This is a genomic window from Bradyrhizobium sp. SOJA106, assembly GCF_059448745.1.
Window position 1 is genome coordinate 4,652,813 of record NZ_CM182549.1, and the last position, 16,703, is coordinate 4,669,515.

Consider the following 16,703-nt stretch of genomic DNA (forward strand, 5'->3'; position numbering starts at 1 on the left):
CTACTTCTCCGGTTTCTTGCCGCCGGTCTTCAGCTCGCGGTAGCGCGTGGCGCCGCCTTCCCGGATGGTCTGCTGGTTGCGCTCCAGCGCCATGGCATCATCAGGCACGTCGCGGGTGATCACCGAGCCCGAGCCGATATAGGCGCCGTTGCCGATTTTCACGGGTGCAACCAGCGAGGAGTTGGTGCCGACGAAGGCCCCCTGCCCGATGGCAGTCTTGTGCTTCTTGAAGCCATCGTAGTTGCAGGTGATGGTGCCGGCGCCGATGTTGGAATTGGCGCCGATGGTGGCATCGCCGATGTAGGAGAGATGGTTGACCTTGACGCCGGCCTCCAGCGTCGCCGCCTTGGTCTCCACGAAATTGCCGATCCGCGCGCCGTCGCCGAGCGAGGTGCCGGGCCGAAGCCGCGCGTAGGGGCCGATCGAGACCTTCTTGCCGAGCGTGGTCTCGACGATATGCGAGAACGAGTGGATCACCGTGCCGTCAGCGATCGACACGCCCGGCCCGATCACCACGAACGGCTCGATGGTCACGTCCTTGCCGAACACGGTGTCGGCCGAGAGATAAACGGTCTCCGGCGCGATCAGCGTGACGCCCGCCTCCATCGCCGCCTTGCGCAGCCGCGCCTGCATCACGGCTTCCGCCTCGGCGAGCTGCGCCTTGGTGTTGATGCCCCGCACTTCGTCTTCGCTGGTCTCGATCACCATGGACTCCCATCCCTGCTTGCGGACGATGTCGACCGCGTCGGTGAGGTAATATTCGCCCTTGGAATTGGCATTGCCGATCTGCCCGACGATGTCGAGCGCGCGGCGTCCGTCGATCGCCATCACGCCGGCATTGCACAGATCGATCTTGCGCTCGTCCTCGCTGGCATCGGCCTGCTCGCGGATCGCGATGAGATGGTCGCCCTCGACGATGAAGCGGCCATACCCAGTGGGATCGGCGGCGCGGAAGCCGAGGGCGGCGATCGCGGCGCCCTTGGCCAGTGGCGCGCGCAGCCGCGCAAAGGTCTCGGCCGAGATCAGCGGCGTGTCGCCGAACGCGATCAGGAGATCGTCGACGCCGCGCGCGATCGCCTCGCGCGCCGCCAGCACCGCATGCGCGGTGCCGAGGCGCTCGGCCTGCACGAAGGTGAGCGCATCGGGCCTGATCCGCCTCGCCTCGTCCGCGACCGCCTGATGATCGGGGCCGATCACGACGGCGAGCGAGGCGCCGGTTCCCTTGGGCGCGGCGGCGAGCACATGGGCGAGCAGAGTCTGATGCGCGACCGGATGCAGCACTTTCGGCAGGCTCGATCGCATGCGCGTGCCCTCGCCGGCGGCGAGCACGATCGTGAGGCTTGAACGGGCGGTCATCGAAATCCTGTCAGATATGGCCGAATCAATTGCGCGACGGGTGGCGAGCCGCCCTCACGGGCGCCTTGCTACCCCCGCAAACGCCCGGAATTCAAGTGCGAGTGGGTTTTCCTGTTAATGTTCCCCATTGATTCGGGGACGCCCGATCGGGCTGGGCACTTATACGTTCATGGCAAAGGATTCCGACCCACTGGCGGATGCCTTCGGCACCAAGGAGACCGGCGGGCTGTTCTCCGGACTTTTGGCCGAGGAAAGCGCACTCGATCGCAGCATGATGTGGCGGCTGGGGACCTGGGGCGCGGCGGCCGTCGGTGCCGTCGTGGTCGCCGTGATGGCCAATCAAGCCCAGCTCGGCTGGCGGCGCGACCAGGTTGCCTCCGCCGATCTCGCGCGCCAGGCCGACCGGCTCCAGATGCTGACCAAGGAAAGCCAGAACGAGGCGCGCCGGCTCGCTGCTGCCATCGAGACGTTGAACAATGATCGCGACCGGCTCTATTCGCGCGTCACCGTGCTGGAGCAAGGGCTCGATTCCGTCACTGGCGCCATTGCCAGGCAGACCGCCGCACCGCCGCAAGGCACAAAGCCCCAGGATGCAGCGCCCGCGGCTCCCAGCGTCGCGCCGGTCGCCTCGACGCCGGCCTCCGGCAGTGACAAGCCGCGCACCGAGGCGTCCAGGGACGCCGCGAAGGACGCCCAGAAGGACACTGCAAAGGAGCCGGCGAGCCCGCCGCCGCAGACCGCGGCTGCCGCCTCGCTGGTGCAGCAGGCGCCGGCAGCGACCGCAGCGCTACCGGCCATCCCGCTGGTGCCTTCCAAGTCGATGATGGCGCCCCCCGATCCGGCTGCATCGAAACTGATTCAATCCGAGGCGACCGAGAAGGCCGCCGAGAAGAAAACCGAGCCGCCGCCTGGCCCGACCGAGGTGGCGGCCGCATCAGCCAAGCCGCAGGAAGCCACCGAAAACGAAGCGCCGGCGATCGCGGTCCAGCAGACGCGTTTTGCGATCGAGCTCGGCGGCGCCAATTCCATCGATGGCCTGCGCGCGCTCTGGCGCGGCGTGACCAAGACCCACCCGGAAGTCGCGGGCCTGCGGCCGATCATCATGATCAAGGAAGGCAGCAGCGGCCTCGGCATGCAGCTTCGCCTCGGCGCAGGCCCGCTGATCAATGCCGCCGCTGCCGCAAAGCTCTGCGCGGGCCTCGCCGAAAACGATCGCCATTGCGAGACCACCGTGTTCGACGGCCAGCGGCTGTCGATGCGGGGCGGTTCGGACAAGGGGCAGGACAAGGGACAAGACAAGAGCCAGGAGAAAGGTCAAGAAAAGGCGCAGGACCGGGTCCAGGAGAAGAACTCCGAGAAGAACCAGGACGCGGTCCCCCAAGCCGAGACCGCCCCTGCTCCCGCACCGGCTGCCAAGCCGGAGAAGCATCGCCGCAGCTACTCCTCCAAGCGATCATCGAAGCGCGAGGAGCCCGCGCCGGCACCTGCAGCGCCCCAGCAGCCGGCGCCGGCCAAGCCGGAAACGGCATCGGCCGGATCGACGCTCTCGTCGTTCTTCAGGCGCTAGTCATCTCGACACTTGATTTGGCCGGACATCCTTAGCGTCAATCCGCAGGAAACCCAGCTCTCCCCTGTTGCCCCTTCCCTTCATCCCGACCATATTGCGGCCATGACCAAAAAACCCTTTCGCCTCACGCCCTACCAGGTCCAGTTCCTGATCGTCGTCGGCTTCACGTCAGTCGGCTATGCGCTCTACTTGCGCTATCTCGGGATCGAGCTCTCTTCCGTCGGGCTTGCCTGCGACGCCGGACTGCAGACGCTGATCTGCAAGGCGCGCGCGGTCGCGACCGTGCTGTTCAAGAATTCGGTGTTCGGGATCGTCGCGCTGGTGGTGGCGACGCTGAACCTGATGCGGCCGTCGATCGTGCTGCTCACCGTCGGCATCATTGCCGCCGGGCTCGGCATCGTGCTCTACAATGTCGTGCTGTCGGGCTTGGCGATCGGCCTGCTCATTCTTGGATTTGCTCGGCCCGCGCCCGCCACAGCGTGAGCGCGAACAAGAGATAGATCGCGCAGGTCCACAGCGACTGCCAGTTCTCGCGGCCCTCGTTGAACATCACATAGACCGCCGACAGCGCGAGCACGCCAGCGAACACCGCTTCCGCGATCGGACGCTGGCCGATCTGCGGGCGGTTCAGCATCAGGAGCGCGAACGGCACCACCGCCATCGTCAGCGAGGCGTAGGGGAAGTCGTGGTAGCGCGGGTCGAATACGAAGGCGAGCGCGGTCTGCGCCGCGATCACGGCAGTCAGCGCCAGCGTGAGACCCAGCACGGCCGTCAGCTTCGACCATTTCCGTCCCTCGCGCGGACCGAGCAGGTCGAGGAAGGTCGGCAAGCTCCGGCCGATCACCATCGCCTGCGCGCAGAAGATCGGCGACAGGATGCCGGCGAGCAGCAGCGCACCCCAGTGCAGCCAGCCGCCGATGCCGTAGCTCTCGTAATACATCTTGTCGGCGCCGATCCCGAGCAGGATGCCCGCCGATGTCGCCGAGATGGCAACACCGAGCCAGGCCGAGAAGCGCGGCGTCCACGGCCGCCGCCGCAGCGTGAGGCCTGCGACCGCGAACACCAGCACGCACAGGCCCATGCCGGCGCCCATGTACCATTTCCAGTACGGGAAATTGCTGATCGGCTGGCCCGGCGGATATTTCAGATTCCTCCGCACCGAGTCATAGAGACCCCAATAGCCGCCGACGGTGCCTTCCAGCCTGCGCTTCCAGGGCTGGTCGTAGGACTCGATCAGATTGACGCGGAATTTCTGCGCCTTCGCAAGGCTGAGGATTTCCGAGACGACGCGCGCCTGGTTGGTGCGCGAGGGCAGCGCGCCGTCGCGCATGCGGCCTTCGCTGGGCCAGCCGGTTTCGCCGATCAGGATTTCCTTGCCCGGAAACGCCACCGCCATGCGCTCGCGGATGCTCTCGACATGGGACGCTGCGAACTTCGCCTTGACCGGGAAGTCCTCCCAATAGGGCAGGATGTGGATCGTGACGAAATCGACCGCGTCATAGATCTCGCGGTTCTTCAGCCAGAACTCCCAGACGTCGGCATAGGTCACGGGCACGCTGACCTGCGCCTTCACCGAGCGGATGATGGAGACGAGGTCCGCCGTCGTCATCTCGCCGCGCAGCAGCACCTCGTTGCCGACGATGACCGCGGTGATGACCTCGGGGAATTGCTTGGTGAGGCGAACGGCGAGCGATGCTTGCTCGAAATTCTTGGTGCGGTTGCTGGACAGCCAGATGCCCTGCAGAACCTTCATGCCGCCGACCTTGGCGGCGATCGCCGGCACCTGATCGAGCCCGTTCTCCATCGAATAGGTGCGGACGCAGTCGGTGATCTCCTTGAGCTGGCGCAGGTCCTGCTCGATCTGATCGGCCTCGATATGGGTCCAGGCGTTCAGCGGCGACTGCTCGCCGCGGAACGGCGCGTAGGAGACGCATTGAACCTTCTCGGCGGGATCGATTGGGGCGCGCGCGAGCGTGATCGGCGTGGCAAGCCACCACCACACGGCAGCGATCACCCCCAATGAGACGAGCAGAAGCGCCAGTGGCGTACGAAGAGAAATAGGTTCCGTCCTCCGCGAAGGGCCGTCGATTACCCGCATCTACGCCGTCTGCCAAGGGGGCACTCCGCGTGGATCCATCGCTCCGCTCGAGGAATTTACCTGCGGCCGTTCGACAGGGGCCTAGGATCGTGACTTTGCTGGACAAAATTCCAAATACAGGTCATGGGACTCGGCGGGACTTTTCCGCCGCATTGGAGACCCATTTGGACGCCATCACCGGCGCGTCCGCGGGATCCTGACGCGGGCGGTCAGCGGAGAAATTGGGGAATTCATGCGGCAACGGGTGCGTCAGTTACGAAATGCGGTCCTGCGGCAGTTCGCCGCCACCTTGGCCGTTTCCTCCCTGGTCGTCATGATCGGTTTCGGTGGCGCGTTCGCCCAGAGCGGCACGCCGGCTCCGGATCAGGGCAAGGCCGCCGCCCAGCCCGCCGACGCCGCCGCCAAAGACGCCGCCCAGAACCAGCGCCGCACCGACGAGTTTGCAGAAGCCGCCCAGGTCATCAACGGCCCGGCCGGCAACCCCGAATGCGTCTGGCTCGGCCGGCGCGTTGTCAGATTGATGTGGCGCGATGACCTCGATACCGCGTTCCGTCATCTCGACCTCTATGACCGCTTCGGCTGTCCCGGCGGCCACATCCAGGCCGCGTTCCGCTGCCTGACCCGGTTCGGCGGCCAGATCGATCCCAAGGTCGCCGAGACCCTGGACAGCCGCGTGCACGCCTGCTGGATCAACCCGGCCTCCCAGCCGCAGCAGGCGGCGGCCGCGGCCTCTCAGCCGGCGGCGACGCCAGGCAGTTCGCAGGCTCCGCAGCCGGCCGCCAGCCCCTCGCCTGCGGCAAGTCCGACACCGGCGCCGCAGAAATGATCGGAAGGCACCTTCAGCCGCCGTTCAGGAACGATCGCCCAAAGAGACGGTTGGCACTGCCGCGCATTTCCTGAAAAGGCCATGCCCTTATAAGGACATGAGGCCATGACAGTTGTGAAACCGCGCGGCGGAGGTATGCTCCATTTGCCGCGGACTCGGTCGGATCTCGGGGTCAGATCCGCTTCCCTGCCACCTCAGCCCCTTTTGGTTTAGCCGCGATGCGCGTTGTCGCCGCCGTTCTGTTGCTTGTGTCCGTGCTTCATGCAGGGCTGTGGGGAGTCTTGCGCGATAAGCAACCCGCGCCCGACTTCAAGGGCCTCCTGCCGAGCGTCTCCTACGCGCCGTTCGAGGGCTCGGCCCACCCTGATATCGACAACATCCCGACCATCGAGAAAATCCGCGCCGACCTGAAGACGCTGTCGACCATGACGCGCGCGATCCGTCTGTATTCGTCCACCGGCGGCGTGGAACTGGTGCCGCCGATCGCGGCCGAGTTCGGCCTCAAGGTCACGGTCGGCGCCTGGATCGACAAGGACAAGGATCGCAACGAGCGCGAGATCAAGGCCGCGATCGAGCTCGCCCGCAGGAACAGCAACGTCGTGGGCGTCGTCGTCGGCAACGAGGTGATCTACCGCGGCGAGCAGAAGGTCGAAGATCTCATCGACATGATCAAGAAGGTGAAGGGCGCGGTCCGCGTGCCCGTCACCACAGGCGAGATCTGGAACATCTGGCGCGACAATCCGGAGCTTGCTTCCAACGTCGACTTCATCGCCGCGCACGTGCTGCCCTATTGGGAAAACTTCCGCTCGGACCAGGCAGTCGACCAGGCCGTCGACCGCTACAATCTCTTGCGCAACCTGTTCCCCGGCAAGCGCATCGTGATCGCCGAGTTCGGCTGGCCGAGCCAGGGCTACAATTTGCGCAACGCCGATCCGGGTCCGTTCCAGCAGGCGCTGACCTTGCGCAACTTCGTCAGCCGCGCCGAAGCCATCGGCATGGAATACAACATCGTCGAAGCGATCGATCAGCCCTGGAAATTCTTCGAAGGTGGCGTCGGTCCATACTGGGGCATCCTTAACGCCAGCCGCGAGCCGAAATTCGCCTGGACCGGCCCGGTCGAGAACCCCGATTACTGGAAGCTGATGGGAATCGCCCTGCTGGTCGGCATTCTGCTCTCGTTGCCGATCCTGCGGCTGGAAAAACCGACCGCGAAACAGGCCTTCCTGCTGTCGGCGACCGCCAACGGCGTCGGTGCCTGGACTGCGACCGTGTTCGCGTTCTGGAACAGCCACTATTTCATCTTCGGCTCGGCCTTCGCGCTGACGCTCGGCATGATCCTGCTGGTTCCGCTGGTCCTCATCGCCATGGCGCGCATTGACGAGATCGCGGCCGTCGCATTCGGCCGGCCGCCGCAGCGGCTGCTCACCAAGGACAAGCCGATCGAGAATGTGCCTGAGAATTACTACCCGAAGGTCTCGATCCACATCCCAGCCTATTTCGAGCCGGTCGAGATGATGAAGCAGACGCTCGATGCGCTGTCGCGGCTGAACTATCCGAACTACGAATGCGTCGTCATCATCAACAACACGCCGGATCCCGCCTTCTGGCAGCCGATCCAGGACCATTGCCGCGCGCTCGGTGAGCGCTTCAAGTTCATCAATGCCGAGAAGGTGCAGGGCTTCAAGGCCGGTGCGCTGCGCATCGCGATGGACCGCACCGCCGTCGATGCCGAGATCATCGGCATCATCGATGCCGACTATGTCGTCGATCCCGACTGGCTGAAGGACCTCGTGCCGGCATTCGCCGATCCGCGCGTCGGCCTCGTGCAGGCGCCGCAGGAGCATCGCGACGGCGACCTGTCGATCATGCACTACATCATGAACGGCGAATATGCCGGGTTCTTCGACATCGGCATGGTCCAGCGCAACGAGGTCAACGCGGTCATCGTGCACGGCACGATGTGCCTGATCCGCCGCGCCGCGATGGACATGGCGGGCGGCTGGTCGTCCGACACGATCTGCGAGGACAGCGATCTCGGCCTTGCGATCCAGGAGCTCGGCTGGGTCTCGCATTACACCAACCACCGCTATGGCCGCGGCCTGCTCCCCGACACCTACGAGGCCTTCAAGAAGCAGCGTCACCGCTGGGCCTATGGCGGCCTCCAGATCGTGAAGAAGCACTGGCGGCACTTCCTGCCGGGCAAGAGCCGGCTGACGCCCGACCAGAAGCGCGAATACGGCCTCGGCTGGCTGAACTGGCTGGGCGCCGAAAGCCTCGGCGTGGTCGTGGCACTGCTGAATCTCGTCTGGGTGCCGATCGTCGCCTTTGCCGACATCGCCATTCCCGACAAGATCCTGACGCTGCCGATCATCGGCGCCTTCATCGTCTCGCTGGTGCACTTCCTGTCGATGTACCGCGCCCGCGTCGCGATCAAACCCGGCCAGATGCTGGGCGCCATGATCGCCGCGATGAGCGTGCAATGGACGGTGTCGCGCGCCGTGGCGCAGGGCCTCATCACCGAGCACATCGCCTTCGCACGGACCTCCAAGGGCGGCCTGTCGCGGATGTCGATCGAGTTCCAGGCGTTCTGGGAAGCCGTGATCGGCATCCTGCTGCTGGTCGGGGCCGGCGTGCTGGTCGCCTCCAACAGCTTCCGCCAGATCACCGAGATCTACATCTTCGCCGGCGTGCTGGTGTTGCAGAGCCTGCCGTTCCTCGCGGCGGTGGCGATCGCCATCCTCGAGCTCAGCCGCATCAACTCGTTCCAGTTCTGGCGCGACAGCGCGATCCGCACCGCCGAGCTGATTGGCCTGCGGCCCGTTGCCCTGCCGACCCCCGCCGGCACGCCGCAGCCGGTGCCGAGCGAGGTCAGGCGGGAGGCGAACCAGTAAGGAGACGGTCCGGTCACCCGAGAGCCCGTGATTAAAAGTCACGTGCTCTTCGGCGTGGATGGCCGCCCGCCAATCGGGTTGGAAATTCCGCCTTAAGCCACGGACACCGCGAGCAAATCCCCGCCCCTGCCGCCAGTTTCGGCAGCCACCCGCACTATTGACCTCCGCAGCCACTGCCCCTACACAGCGCGGGCCGAAAGCATGATCCGGAAACAGCCGGTTTTCCCCGCAACGCCAACGTCGCGGCAAGACATGCTTCTCAAATGTCCGAAGGCGATGGCGATTTCTTGGAATGCCATCCGCGGCCATGGGAGCGCGTAGCTCAGCCGGTAGAGCACGTGACTTTTAATCACGGGGTCCTGGGTTCGAGCCCCAGCGCGCTCACCAAGCGGAATCAAAGACTTAAGCCGAAACTCCAGTCAATTCAAAAGGCTCTCTGTCTGCAGATCGACTACGGCGATCGAGGATGGCCTCGCGATAGTTGCCGGTCATGATCGCAAGGCCCGCCCGCTCTTCTGGCGAAGTGGCCTCGCCCGCCAGATCCAGGCAGATGCGCTCCGCCCCATGCGGCCGATCAGACTCCCGTCGGCGGGATGTCGTCGAACCCGCAATTAACAGCGCTCGAACTTGAATTGCTGTGTCCCCCGCTCGGCAGGATCTGGGCCGCGCTCAGCAACGCGATAGCTCTTGTGCGCGTCAATGAACGCTTGTTCGGAAATCCAAGTCCGATCGTAACGTACGAGCTTCTCCGACGAAGCGCGTAATGTGCCTGGACCGTTGTCACTCAGGTATGAAGTCTGCATCTCACGCCTGCTCTCATCGCTGAGCGGCACGCGGTGCCAAGCAAGCGCCGCCGCCCGCACCAGACAGAGGCTTCTGATGGTTTCGATCGGGTCGCGAACATACTGTATGGCTCCGTTCGAATGGACGAGATCGACGATCCCGAGCCAATTCGCGGCCTGCTCAATGCGCTCGAAGAACATCAACCGGTCAGTGGCGAGCTCCCGAGCGCGATGCACCATGGCCGGCGTCTCGACCACGGCCCAGCGGATGTCCGGGCGCTGCTGGCGGGCAAGCTTGTAATGCAAGCCAGCGCCGCCGCCGAAATCGAGAACGGTGTTCACGCCCATGACGAGCGGCCAGTTCCCGCTCGGCTCGTAGTTGATTGTCTTAAGGAAGATCGTCTCCACCAACTCTGGGTTTTCGTACCCCTCAATGACCTCCCGCGGCGGAAACAGCTTACGCTTTGCTCTCTGAACGAAGTCCATAACGGTTGGCTCCGGGGTACGGTGATAGTGCACACTCAAATCTCGTCCGTTCCAACTGCCTGCCCCCCAAAAAGCCGGGAGACACCGCGCTGGAAAGGTGTAGCATTCGAGAAGATCAGGAGGGAGCGGCATGTTTGAAATCAGCGGTTTCGACACGGCAGGCGTCGTCAGCCTCAAGCGGCTGTCACTCGCGGCGGCCCTCAAGAAGGCCAGAGAGCTGGTCGAGGACGGGTGCTGGGACGTTCAGATCGTTGATCCAACTGGCCGGATCTACACCTCGTTTGAAGAGCAAGCCGCCTAAAGCGTGATCCGGACCGGAGGGCCGCGCCAGGGCAAAATGCCAAGCGGTTTTCCGGAAAGATCATGCGCAACAACAACCTGAAGCGCGATGACGATTCATCTAAGTCTCATCGCGCGTTAGCCGCTCCACTTTCGCCATCCAGAAATCGACCACCCCATCGGATCGCCGACGCCGGCTGACAACGCAATCGATCGCTATCCCCCTCGGCCGAGATGGGACGAGGCACTGTTTCTGCCACCGCTGCGTTGCCTCATCGCTCAGCCGGGAACTGCGAAGCGCGCGCGAGGATTCAGGTCCGCCCCGGAACGATCGACCGCGGGATCGCGCGGTGATGTGCACGGGAGCGATGCGCCGCCGCAGCGGATGATAGGAACGTTTCCATTCGTGAGGACTCTTACAGGCGCAAATCGATCCTATGTTGCGCGTAGATCGAACGATGGGAAAAGCCCTTGCCTACGCCATCTCGGCGTTCCTTGTAGGCTTCGGTGCCTGGATACTGATCGTTGGCCTTTCCTCCAGCTCGCCCGCCCTTTGGACCATCGTGGCGCTGGTCCCCATCACGATCGGAATCGTGAGCGCCTTTGGTCCGACGTGACTTGATGGGGAGAACGCGGGATGCGTCAGCGCGCCTGCATTTTCCGAATCGACGTTCTGTGGTCGCTCCATTGATGCGTCGCGTTCAGGGGTGTAGGCGTGAGCCAGTTTTTATCGATGCTGCTGCTAGTTGCCGCCGTGGTTCTGACCGTCTGTTTCGGTGTGGCGGCCTGGCGCCTCTCTGACGAGAGGGATCTCGACGTCACTGGCCAGATCGCGCGTCAGTCCTATGGATGGAAGGCGCCTCCGACCCGATAATCCTCGCGCTCGCTCTCCGCCCGGCGACCGTCGTCGTGGACGGCTTGTGAACCGTCAGCACCTGCGGCGGCCTTACGGTTCAGCGCCTTTGCGCCGCTCCAGCATCGCCATCTCGACTTGCTGCGCGAGCACGGTCAGATGATTGGCCAGCCGGTCAAATAGCTCGCGCTTGGCTTTGTCGGTCGCAAGATCGCGGATCAGAGCGCACTCGGCCGCGTCCGTGCGCAATTTCTCCAGCTGAGCCTGGTAGTCCTTCATGGCGCGCGCCCCATTTGCCATCTTTTCCCGACCAATAGTTTGACGGGGAAACGGCAGAGTCAATCGGACTCGGGGAGGACGACTTGGGCGTCGGCCATCTCGACGGAGCCGCAAGACGGCCCCGGCCGTGGGGCTTTTGGGGGGTGTAAGGCCGGGGCCGCTGGAGGTGCTCGGCCATAGGGGAAGGCCAAGCAGCTGCGAGCTTACTCCGAGATCGAAGCGCTGCTCTGTTCGCTTCAGCACATTCGCAGACCTGTTCCGGGCAGGAACACCGGTGCTGCGCATTGCCAGTTTTTCCCGAGTTGATTCACATGGACGAATGCATCCGAGAGAATGGTGCGGCTTACTCGGCCGGTTGCAGCAAGTAAGTGGGAGGCTAACCGTGAGTGACAGAACGCCGGCGCAGGGCCGATTTTTGGTTCGGACGGGAGGCATCGGCTGGATGGTCTACGATCGAGAGCGCAAGGGGCCGGCGCTGATCGGAACGGACTGGGCAGCCAATTTGACGAGGGAGCAAGCAGAGGAAGCGTACCGGATACTCTCTGAATTCAGCGGAGGAGAATTGAAAGGCTGATCTCAGAAGCACCGCGCCAGCACGAACCGGCTGCCCCTGGACGTCAAGGGCGAAGACCGGCTTGAAGCGGACCAGTGCCGCGATCTGCCCTCAGCTCTCCGGAGCCGAAGTCGCAGCCGGCGTGCTCAGCGGAGCTCCTCCGACGGAAACAGGCCCGACAGGTCCGACAGGCTTCGACTGCCGCACCAGCCGCTTGTGCATCGCGGCGGATAGTCCATAGCGGGCGTTCGCTCGTCGAATGGAGGACGTGACGTCCGACATCATCGTGTTTTGCAGCGAGTCGACCTTCGCGATCAGGGTGGACAGCTGCGACGATATCTTCCTCACATCGACCCGCTCGTCCGTGATGCTCTGGCGCAGGGACAGCAGCACCATCGAGTCCTGCTGGAGCAGAGCCGCATTTTGCTGCACCAAGTCATTGTTCGCCTGCAGCGAAGCCGCGTGTTGCTGCTGGGCCGACTGAATGTCCTTCAGGGCAACGACGACCGGATCCGATTTCGGCGCGGTGGCTTGCGGACGCGGAAGCAGTTCGGCCAGCCTGCTGACAGTCAGCGACGGCAGATCAGACGGCAGCGAATAGATCGCCGCCGCACCGTTGATGGCCAAGGCACATACGGCCAGGACCAGCACCGTTTTCCGGCCGGAAGGCTTGGCCGGCAGTTCGGCTTCCGGGGCTGCGGGGTCGGGCGCTGCGGCGAGCGCGAGCGCTTCGGGATCAAGTTGTTCGACAAGGCCTTGCGCTTCGGATGTCGTGGTCACTGGCATTGACCTCAAATGAGCGAGCAAAAGGAAGCCGACGCTGGAACGTCCTCGCGACGAGTCCTTTACGCAGCACCCACTTACACAACTGCCTAAAATTGTGAGCTTTTTGGATTAATTCCAGGTTAGCGACGGGACCGGCTGATGGGCCCGATCACTCCGGCCGAATACGGGGTCCATGCGAGGGGATGAAGCTGCGGTCCCACGGCAGCCACAGCGGATTTTCCGAATATTGCCAGAATGCCACTGTTTTGCCCGACGTGTCAAACCGATCTTTCCGCCGGCTTGCACAGGTCATCGTGCCGGCAGCACGTTGCTACTGTGCATGGGGTTGTTTTCGCAGTTTTCGGGGCGGCCTACCCCTCGTCCAGCACCTCGAACAACTCCTCGACCCGCTCGAACGGCGCGTCCCGCATCTTGGCGTGATACACGACGCGATCGCCGTCGCGTTGCAGTGACTTCCCGCGCGACTTGCGCAGCCGCCCCGGCAGGAATGTTGCGGCCACGGCCTCGGGGCCGACGTCGAGCCGGATGATGCCTCTGCGCTTGCACTCGATCCTGAGGTTGGCCGCGGCGAAGAAGTCGCGCGCGGCCTTCGGCAGCGCCCCGAAGCGGCGGGAGGTTTCCTCCTCGAGTTCGTCGAGCTCGTCCTCGCTGCCGCATCGGGCGGCGCGCGCATAGAGCTCGAGCCGCACCGGCTCGGACTGCACATAAGTCTCGGGCAGCATGTCTCCGACCGGAAGGTTCAGGTCGGGCACCCAGACCGCGGCGCGCTCCTCGTCGACCTTCTCCGAGGCCATTTTCAGGAGGTGGCTGTACAGCACGGGCCCGAACACCTGGACATGACCGGACTGCTGCTCCGAGAACAGATCGCCGGCGCCGCGCAGGTCGAGATCGCGCTCGCTGATGGCAAAGCCCGCGCCGGGCCGGCTGAACTCCTCGAGCACCGCGAGCCGCTTCTCGGACTGTCCGGACGCCGTCTCGGTCAGGAGATGGGCGAAGGCGCGGATGCCGCTGCGGCCGACCCGGCCGCGGAGCTGGTGCAACTGGGCGAGACCGAACTTTTCGGGCCAGCACACCACAATGGTGTTGGCGCGGGGAATGTCGAGGCCGCTCTCGACGATGTTGGTGGCGAGCAGGACGTCGGCTTCGCCCTCGACGAAGCTCATCATGCGGTCGTCGATTTCCTCCGCCGGCAATTTGCCGTGCAGGCAGACGATGCGAAGGTCTGGCGCCACCGCCTGCACCCGCGCCACCATCGGCTCGAGATCCTGGATGCGCGGGCAGATCAGGAAGCTCTGCCCGTGGCGGCGCTGCTCGCGCAGCAGCGCCGAGGCAATGGCCGCATCGGACAGCGGTGCAATCCTGGTTGCGACCGGAAGCCGGTGCACCGGGGGCGAAGCGATCACGCTGAGGTCGCGGAAGCCGGCAAGGCCGGCGGCGAGCGTGCGCGGGATCGGCGTGGCGCTCATCATCAGCACATGGACGTTCTTGGCGAGGCTAGCGAGCTTTGCCTTCTCGGCCGCGCCGAAATGCTGCTCCTCGTCGATGATGACGAGTCCGAGATCGTCGAACCTCACGTCCTTGCCAGTCAGCGCCTGCGTGCCGATCACGACCTTGATGCGGCCGCTGCGCAGCCCCTCCCTGGTCTCGCGCAGCTCCGCGCCGGAGGTCGCCCGCGACAGGTTGCCAACCTCGATCCCGAACGGAGCGAAGCGCTTCTGAAAAGTTGCGGTGTGCTGCCGGGCCAGCACCGTCGTCGGCACCGCGACCGCCACCTGCTTGCCCGAGAGCACCACCGCGGCGGCCGCGCGCAGCGCCACCTCGGTCTTGCCGAACCCGACGTCGCCGCAGACCACGCGGTCCATCGGGTGACCGGAGGCGAGATCATCCAGCACGTCGCGGATCGCGTTGGCCTGATCGACGGTCGTAAAATAAGGGAAGCGCGCGACGAACTTCTCGTAGGCCGATCCCGGCGGAACCAGCTTCTCGCCGCGCCGCCGGCGGCGCTGGCTGATGTGCTTGGCAAGCACCTTGCCGGCGATCTGGATCTCGCGCTCGGCTTCGGTGCGGCGAGCCCACCAGGTGCTGCCGTCCGCCTTGTCGAGCGCCAGCTTGCCGAGCTCGGCCGAATAAGGCCACATCAGCGCCAGATCCGGCGGCGGCACCAGAACCGCATTGTCGCCGGCAAAGGACAGCCTGACCATCTCCCGCAGCGCGCCGCCGCCGGTGTTCACTGTCTGCAAGCCGTCGAGCACGGCAAGGCCGCGCTGGAGATGCACGACAACGGTGCCCTGCTCCGGCACGTCGGCATGGTCGAACGCGGTGCTCCAGGCGCGCGCCATCGGCTGGGCATGATGCGCCCGGCTGCCGAGCACGTCGGAAGCGGTCACGACGACGAGAGGCTTTTTCCCTGGCACGATGAAGCCCGCATCGAGATCGGCCAGAAGCGAGGCTTCGCCGCCCCGCCCGCTTGCGGCCTCGTCCCAGTCTTCGCAGCGCTCCGTCTTGACGCCGCTCATCCGCTCCATCACGCGCAGATCGTCCTCCTGCGCCGCGACGAAGATCAGCCGCGAGCCGGCCCGCTGCACGTCTTCGACGAAGGCGCGCAGCACCTTCCGCGCGGATGTGACTTTCGAAAAGTCCGGCACGGTCTGAAGGGCGGCCGTCCGCGGCAGCACCTTCATGCCCTTTGCAAGCTGCTTCCAGTCGCGCCGTCCGAGATATTCTCGCTCCCGCTCCGCCCGCGGCGCCGCCTCCTCGATCGTGCTCAACCACCCGTCGACATGCGAGGGGACACCTGCATCGGCGATCCATTTGGCGCGACCGCAATAGTCGAACAGGCTGGCGCGCTTGCCGCGTTTGCCGGCGAAGGCGAGCCGCTCCGACATGGGATCGACCAGCAGCTCTTTGGTCTCGAAGATGATCTCGTGCTCCTTCGGATCGAAAGCCACGATGCGGTCGATGGTGTGACCCGAATGCTCGATCCTGAACGGACCGAGCGCGCCCGCAGGGAAGATCTCGAAGGTCTGGCCGTGAAACAGCGCCCCGCCCGGATAATCCGGCTCGTCCTCGAGATCATATCCGAGCGACTGAAGCCGTGCCTCGAGCTCGGGCTCGGAAAACGCGCCGCCCACCTTCAGGCTCACGCTCAGGCGCGAGAGGCTCGGAGGCGGCGGCAGGCGCTCCATCACAGCTTCCGCCGTCGCGATGAGAAATACCGGCCTCCTGGACTTGGTGAGACGTCTCAGCACGGAGGCTCTGCGCCCTGCGAGCTCGTGGGACGGCTCCAGCTGATCGAACGGCAAGGTGTTCAGGCGCGGAAACACCAGGACCTCGCAGGACGGGTCGAGCGCGTGAATGATGCTGCCGAGCCGCTCCGCCCTCGTCTCGCTCTCGGCGAGAAAGACGATGCCGCTCTGCCCGGACTGCTTCCATTGTGCAAGCAGATGCAGCGCCAGCAAACCGAGAGGCGACGAGGACGAGATCGTGGCGCGCTGCGATCCTTTGCTCTTCTTGGGCGATGTCTTGGTCACCGGCGCTTTTTTGGCAAGCCTCACTTGAACCCGTCTCTGGTCGTCAACTGAACGCGCGCGGGCCGCATGTCGATTCGGCGGCGCGCCGCCATGCATATGGGATTTGCCCTGCGAACGCACGCCTCCCGGCAACATCCGGGCGGCCGTCGCGCTGCTAAATATTTGGCTGTTGACCACGCCCGCAGCCGGGAACTCGCCGCTCGCTCAGGGCACGATCGAAGCGCGCATGGCCAGCACGAAAAACCCCAGCGCTTGGAGCCACGCTGGGGCGTTACGTTCGAAATGAATTGGTCAAGTATTGAGGCACTCATAGCAGCGATCTCGCGTGGCGCTTGTGAGCTGGTTCACATCTGGCGCGGCAAAGCAAACGACCCCAGTGCGGGGGGCTACTGAGGTCGCCAACCTTGTGGGAAGGTT

General features: G+C 64.7%; 14 protein-coding genes and 1 tRNA gene. 9 read left to right on the forward strand and 6 right to left on the reverse strand.

Features of this window, described 5'->3' with window-relative positions; translation table 11 throughout:
- Positions 1-1,356 (reverse strand): bifunctional UDP-N-acetylglucosamine diphosphorylase/glucosamine-1-phosphate N-acetyltransferase GlmU, encoded by a 1,356-nt coding sequence (gene glmU, locus AC5V87_RS21485; protein ID WP_495367697.1) that lies wholly within the window; start codon positions 1,354-1,356, stop codon positions 1-3.
- Between the two features lie 169 nt (positions 1,357-1,525).
- Between glmU and AC5V87_RS21490 the strand changes: the two genes are divergently transcribed.
- A complete protein-coding gene (locus AC5V87_RS21490) occupies positions 1,526-2,923 on the forward strand; it encodes a hypothetical protein (RefSeq protein WP_495367698.1) in 1,398 nt (465 codons plus the stop codon).
- A 102-nt stretch (positions 2,924-3,025) separates the two neighbouring features.
- Positions 3,026-3,406: a hypothetical protein gene (locus AC5V87_RS21495; RefSeq protein ID WP_456838387.1), complete on the forward strand. Its 381-nt coding sequence runs from the start codon at positions 3,026-3,028 to the stop codon at positions 3,404-3,406.
- On the opposite strand, the gene AC5V87_RS21500 is transcribed toward AC5V87_RS21495, so the two are convergent.
- Positions 3,366-5,021, reverse strand: coding sequence for a glycoside hydrolase family 17 protein (locus AC5V87_RS21500; protein WP_456838386.1), 1,656 nt, complete (start codon positions 5,019-5,021; stop codon positions 3,366-3,368). The two genes, AC5V87_RS21495 and AC5V87_RS21500, sit on opposite strands and share 41 nt — an antisense overlap.
- 232 nt (positions 5,022-5,253) lie before the next feature.
- Here AC5V87_RS21500 and AC5V87_RS21505 point away from each other — a divergent pair, with 232 nt between their 5' ends.
- The 3 genes from AC5V87_RS21505 (at position 5,254) to AC5V87_RS21515 (ending at position 9,125) form a co-directional block, all read left to right on the forward strand.
- Positions 5,254-5,847 carry a beta-1-3, beta-1-6-glucan biosynthesis protein gene (locus AC5V87_RS21505; RefSeq protein WP_495367699.1) on the forward strand — a complete coding sequence of 198 codons (594 nt, stop codon included), beginning with the start codon at positions 5,254-5,256 and terminating at the stop codon, positions 5,845-5,847.
- A gap of 218 nt (positions 5,848-6,065) precedes the next feature.
- On the forward strand, positions 6,066-8,738 hold the full coding sequence (locus tag AC5V87_RS21510) for a glycosyltransferase (protein WP_456838384.1): 2,673 nt from the start codon (positions 6,066-6,068) through the stop codon (positions 8,736-8,738).
- A gap of 311 nt (positions 8,739-9,049) precedes the next feature.
- A tRNA-Lys gene (locus AC5V87_RS21515) sits at positions 9,050-9,125 on the forward strand.
- Between the two features lie 224 nt (positions 9,126-9,349).
- Here the strand turns inward: AC5V87_RS21515 and AC5V87_RS21520 are convergent.
- Positions 9,350-10,006, reverse strand: a complete 657-nt coding sequence (locus tag AC5V87_RS21520) for a methyltransferase domain-containing protein (protein ID WP_495367700.1) — start codon at positions 10,004-10,006, stop codon at positions 9,350-9,352.
- Positions 10,007-10,136: 130 nt separating this feature from the next.
- Between AC5V87_RS21520 and AC5V87_RS21525 the strand changes: the two genes are divergently transcribed.
- From AC5V87_RS21525 to AC5V87_RS21535, 3 genes are all read left to right on the forward strand, one after another.
- Positions 10,137-10,307 (forward strand): hypothetical protein, encoded by a 171-nt coding sequence (locus AC5V87_RS21525; RefSeq protein ID WP_235546311.1) that lies wholly within the window; start codon positions 10,137-10,139, stop codon positions 10,305-10,307.
- Positions 10,308-10,743: 436 nt separating this feature from the next.
- Complete coding sequence (locus tag AC5V87_RS21530) at positions 10,744-10,902, forward strand: hypothetical protein (protein WP_456838383.1); 159 nt, start codon at positions 10,744-10,746, stop codon at positions 10,900-10,902.
- Positions 10,903-11,000: 98 nt separating this feature from the next.
- Complete coding sequence (locus AC5V87_RS21535) at positions 11,001-11,159, forward strand: hypothetical protein (RefSeq protein ID WP_495367701.1); 159 nt, start codon at positions 11,001-11,003, stop codon at positions 11,157-11,159.
- Positions 11,160-11,231: 72 nt separating this feature from the next.
- Here the strand turns inward: AC5V87_RS21535 and AC5V87_RS21540 are convergent, their stop codons facing one another.
- A complete protein-coding gene (locus AC5V87_RS21540) occupies positions 11,232-11,417 on the reverse strand; it encodes a hypothetical protein (RefSeq protein WP_456838382.1) in 186 nt (61 codons plus the stop codon).
- A gap of 382 nt (positions 11,418-11,799) precedes the next feature.
- Here AC5V87_RS21540 and AC5V87_RS21545 point away from each other — a divergent pair, with 382 nt between their 5' ends.
- A complete protein-coding gene (locus AC5V87_RS21545; RefSeq protein WP_456838381.1) occupies positions 11,800-11,991 on the forward strand; it encodes a hypothetical protein in 192 nt (63 codons plus the stop codon).
- 90 nt (positions 11,992-12,081) lie between these two features.
- Here the strand turns inward: AC5V87_RS21545 and AC5V87_RS21550 are convergent, their stop codons facing one another.
- Together AC5V87_RS21550 and AC5V87_RS21555 are read right to left on the reverse strand one after the other, a co-directional pair.
- Positions 12,082-12,756, reverse strand: a complete 675-nt coding sequence (locus tag AC5V87_RS21550; protein ID WP_456838380.1) for a hypothetical protein — start codon at positions 12,754-12,756, stop codon at positions 12,082-12,084.
- 350 nt (positions 12,757-13,106) lie between these two features.
- On the reverse strand, positions 13,107-16,214 hold the full coding sequence (locus AC5V87_RS21555) for a DEAD/DEAH box helicase (protein ID WP_495371929.1): 3,108 nt from the start codon (positions 16,212-16,214) through the stop codon (positions 13,107-13,109).
- Positions 16,215-16,703: the final 489 nt, after the last annotated feature.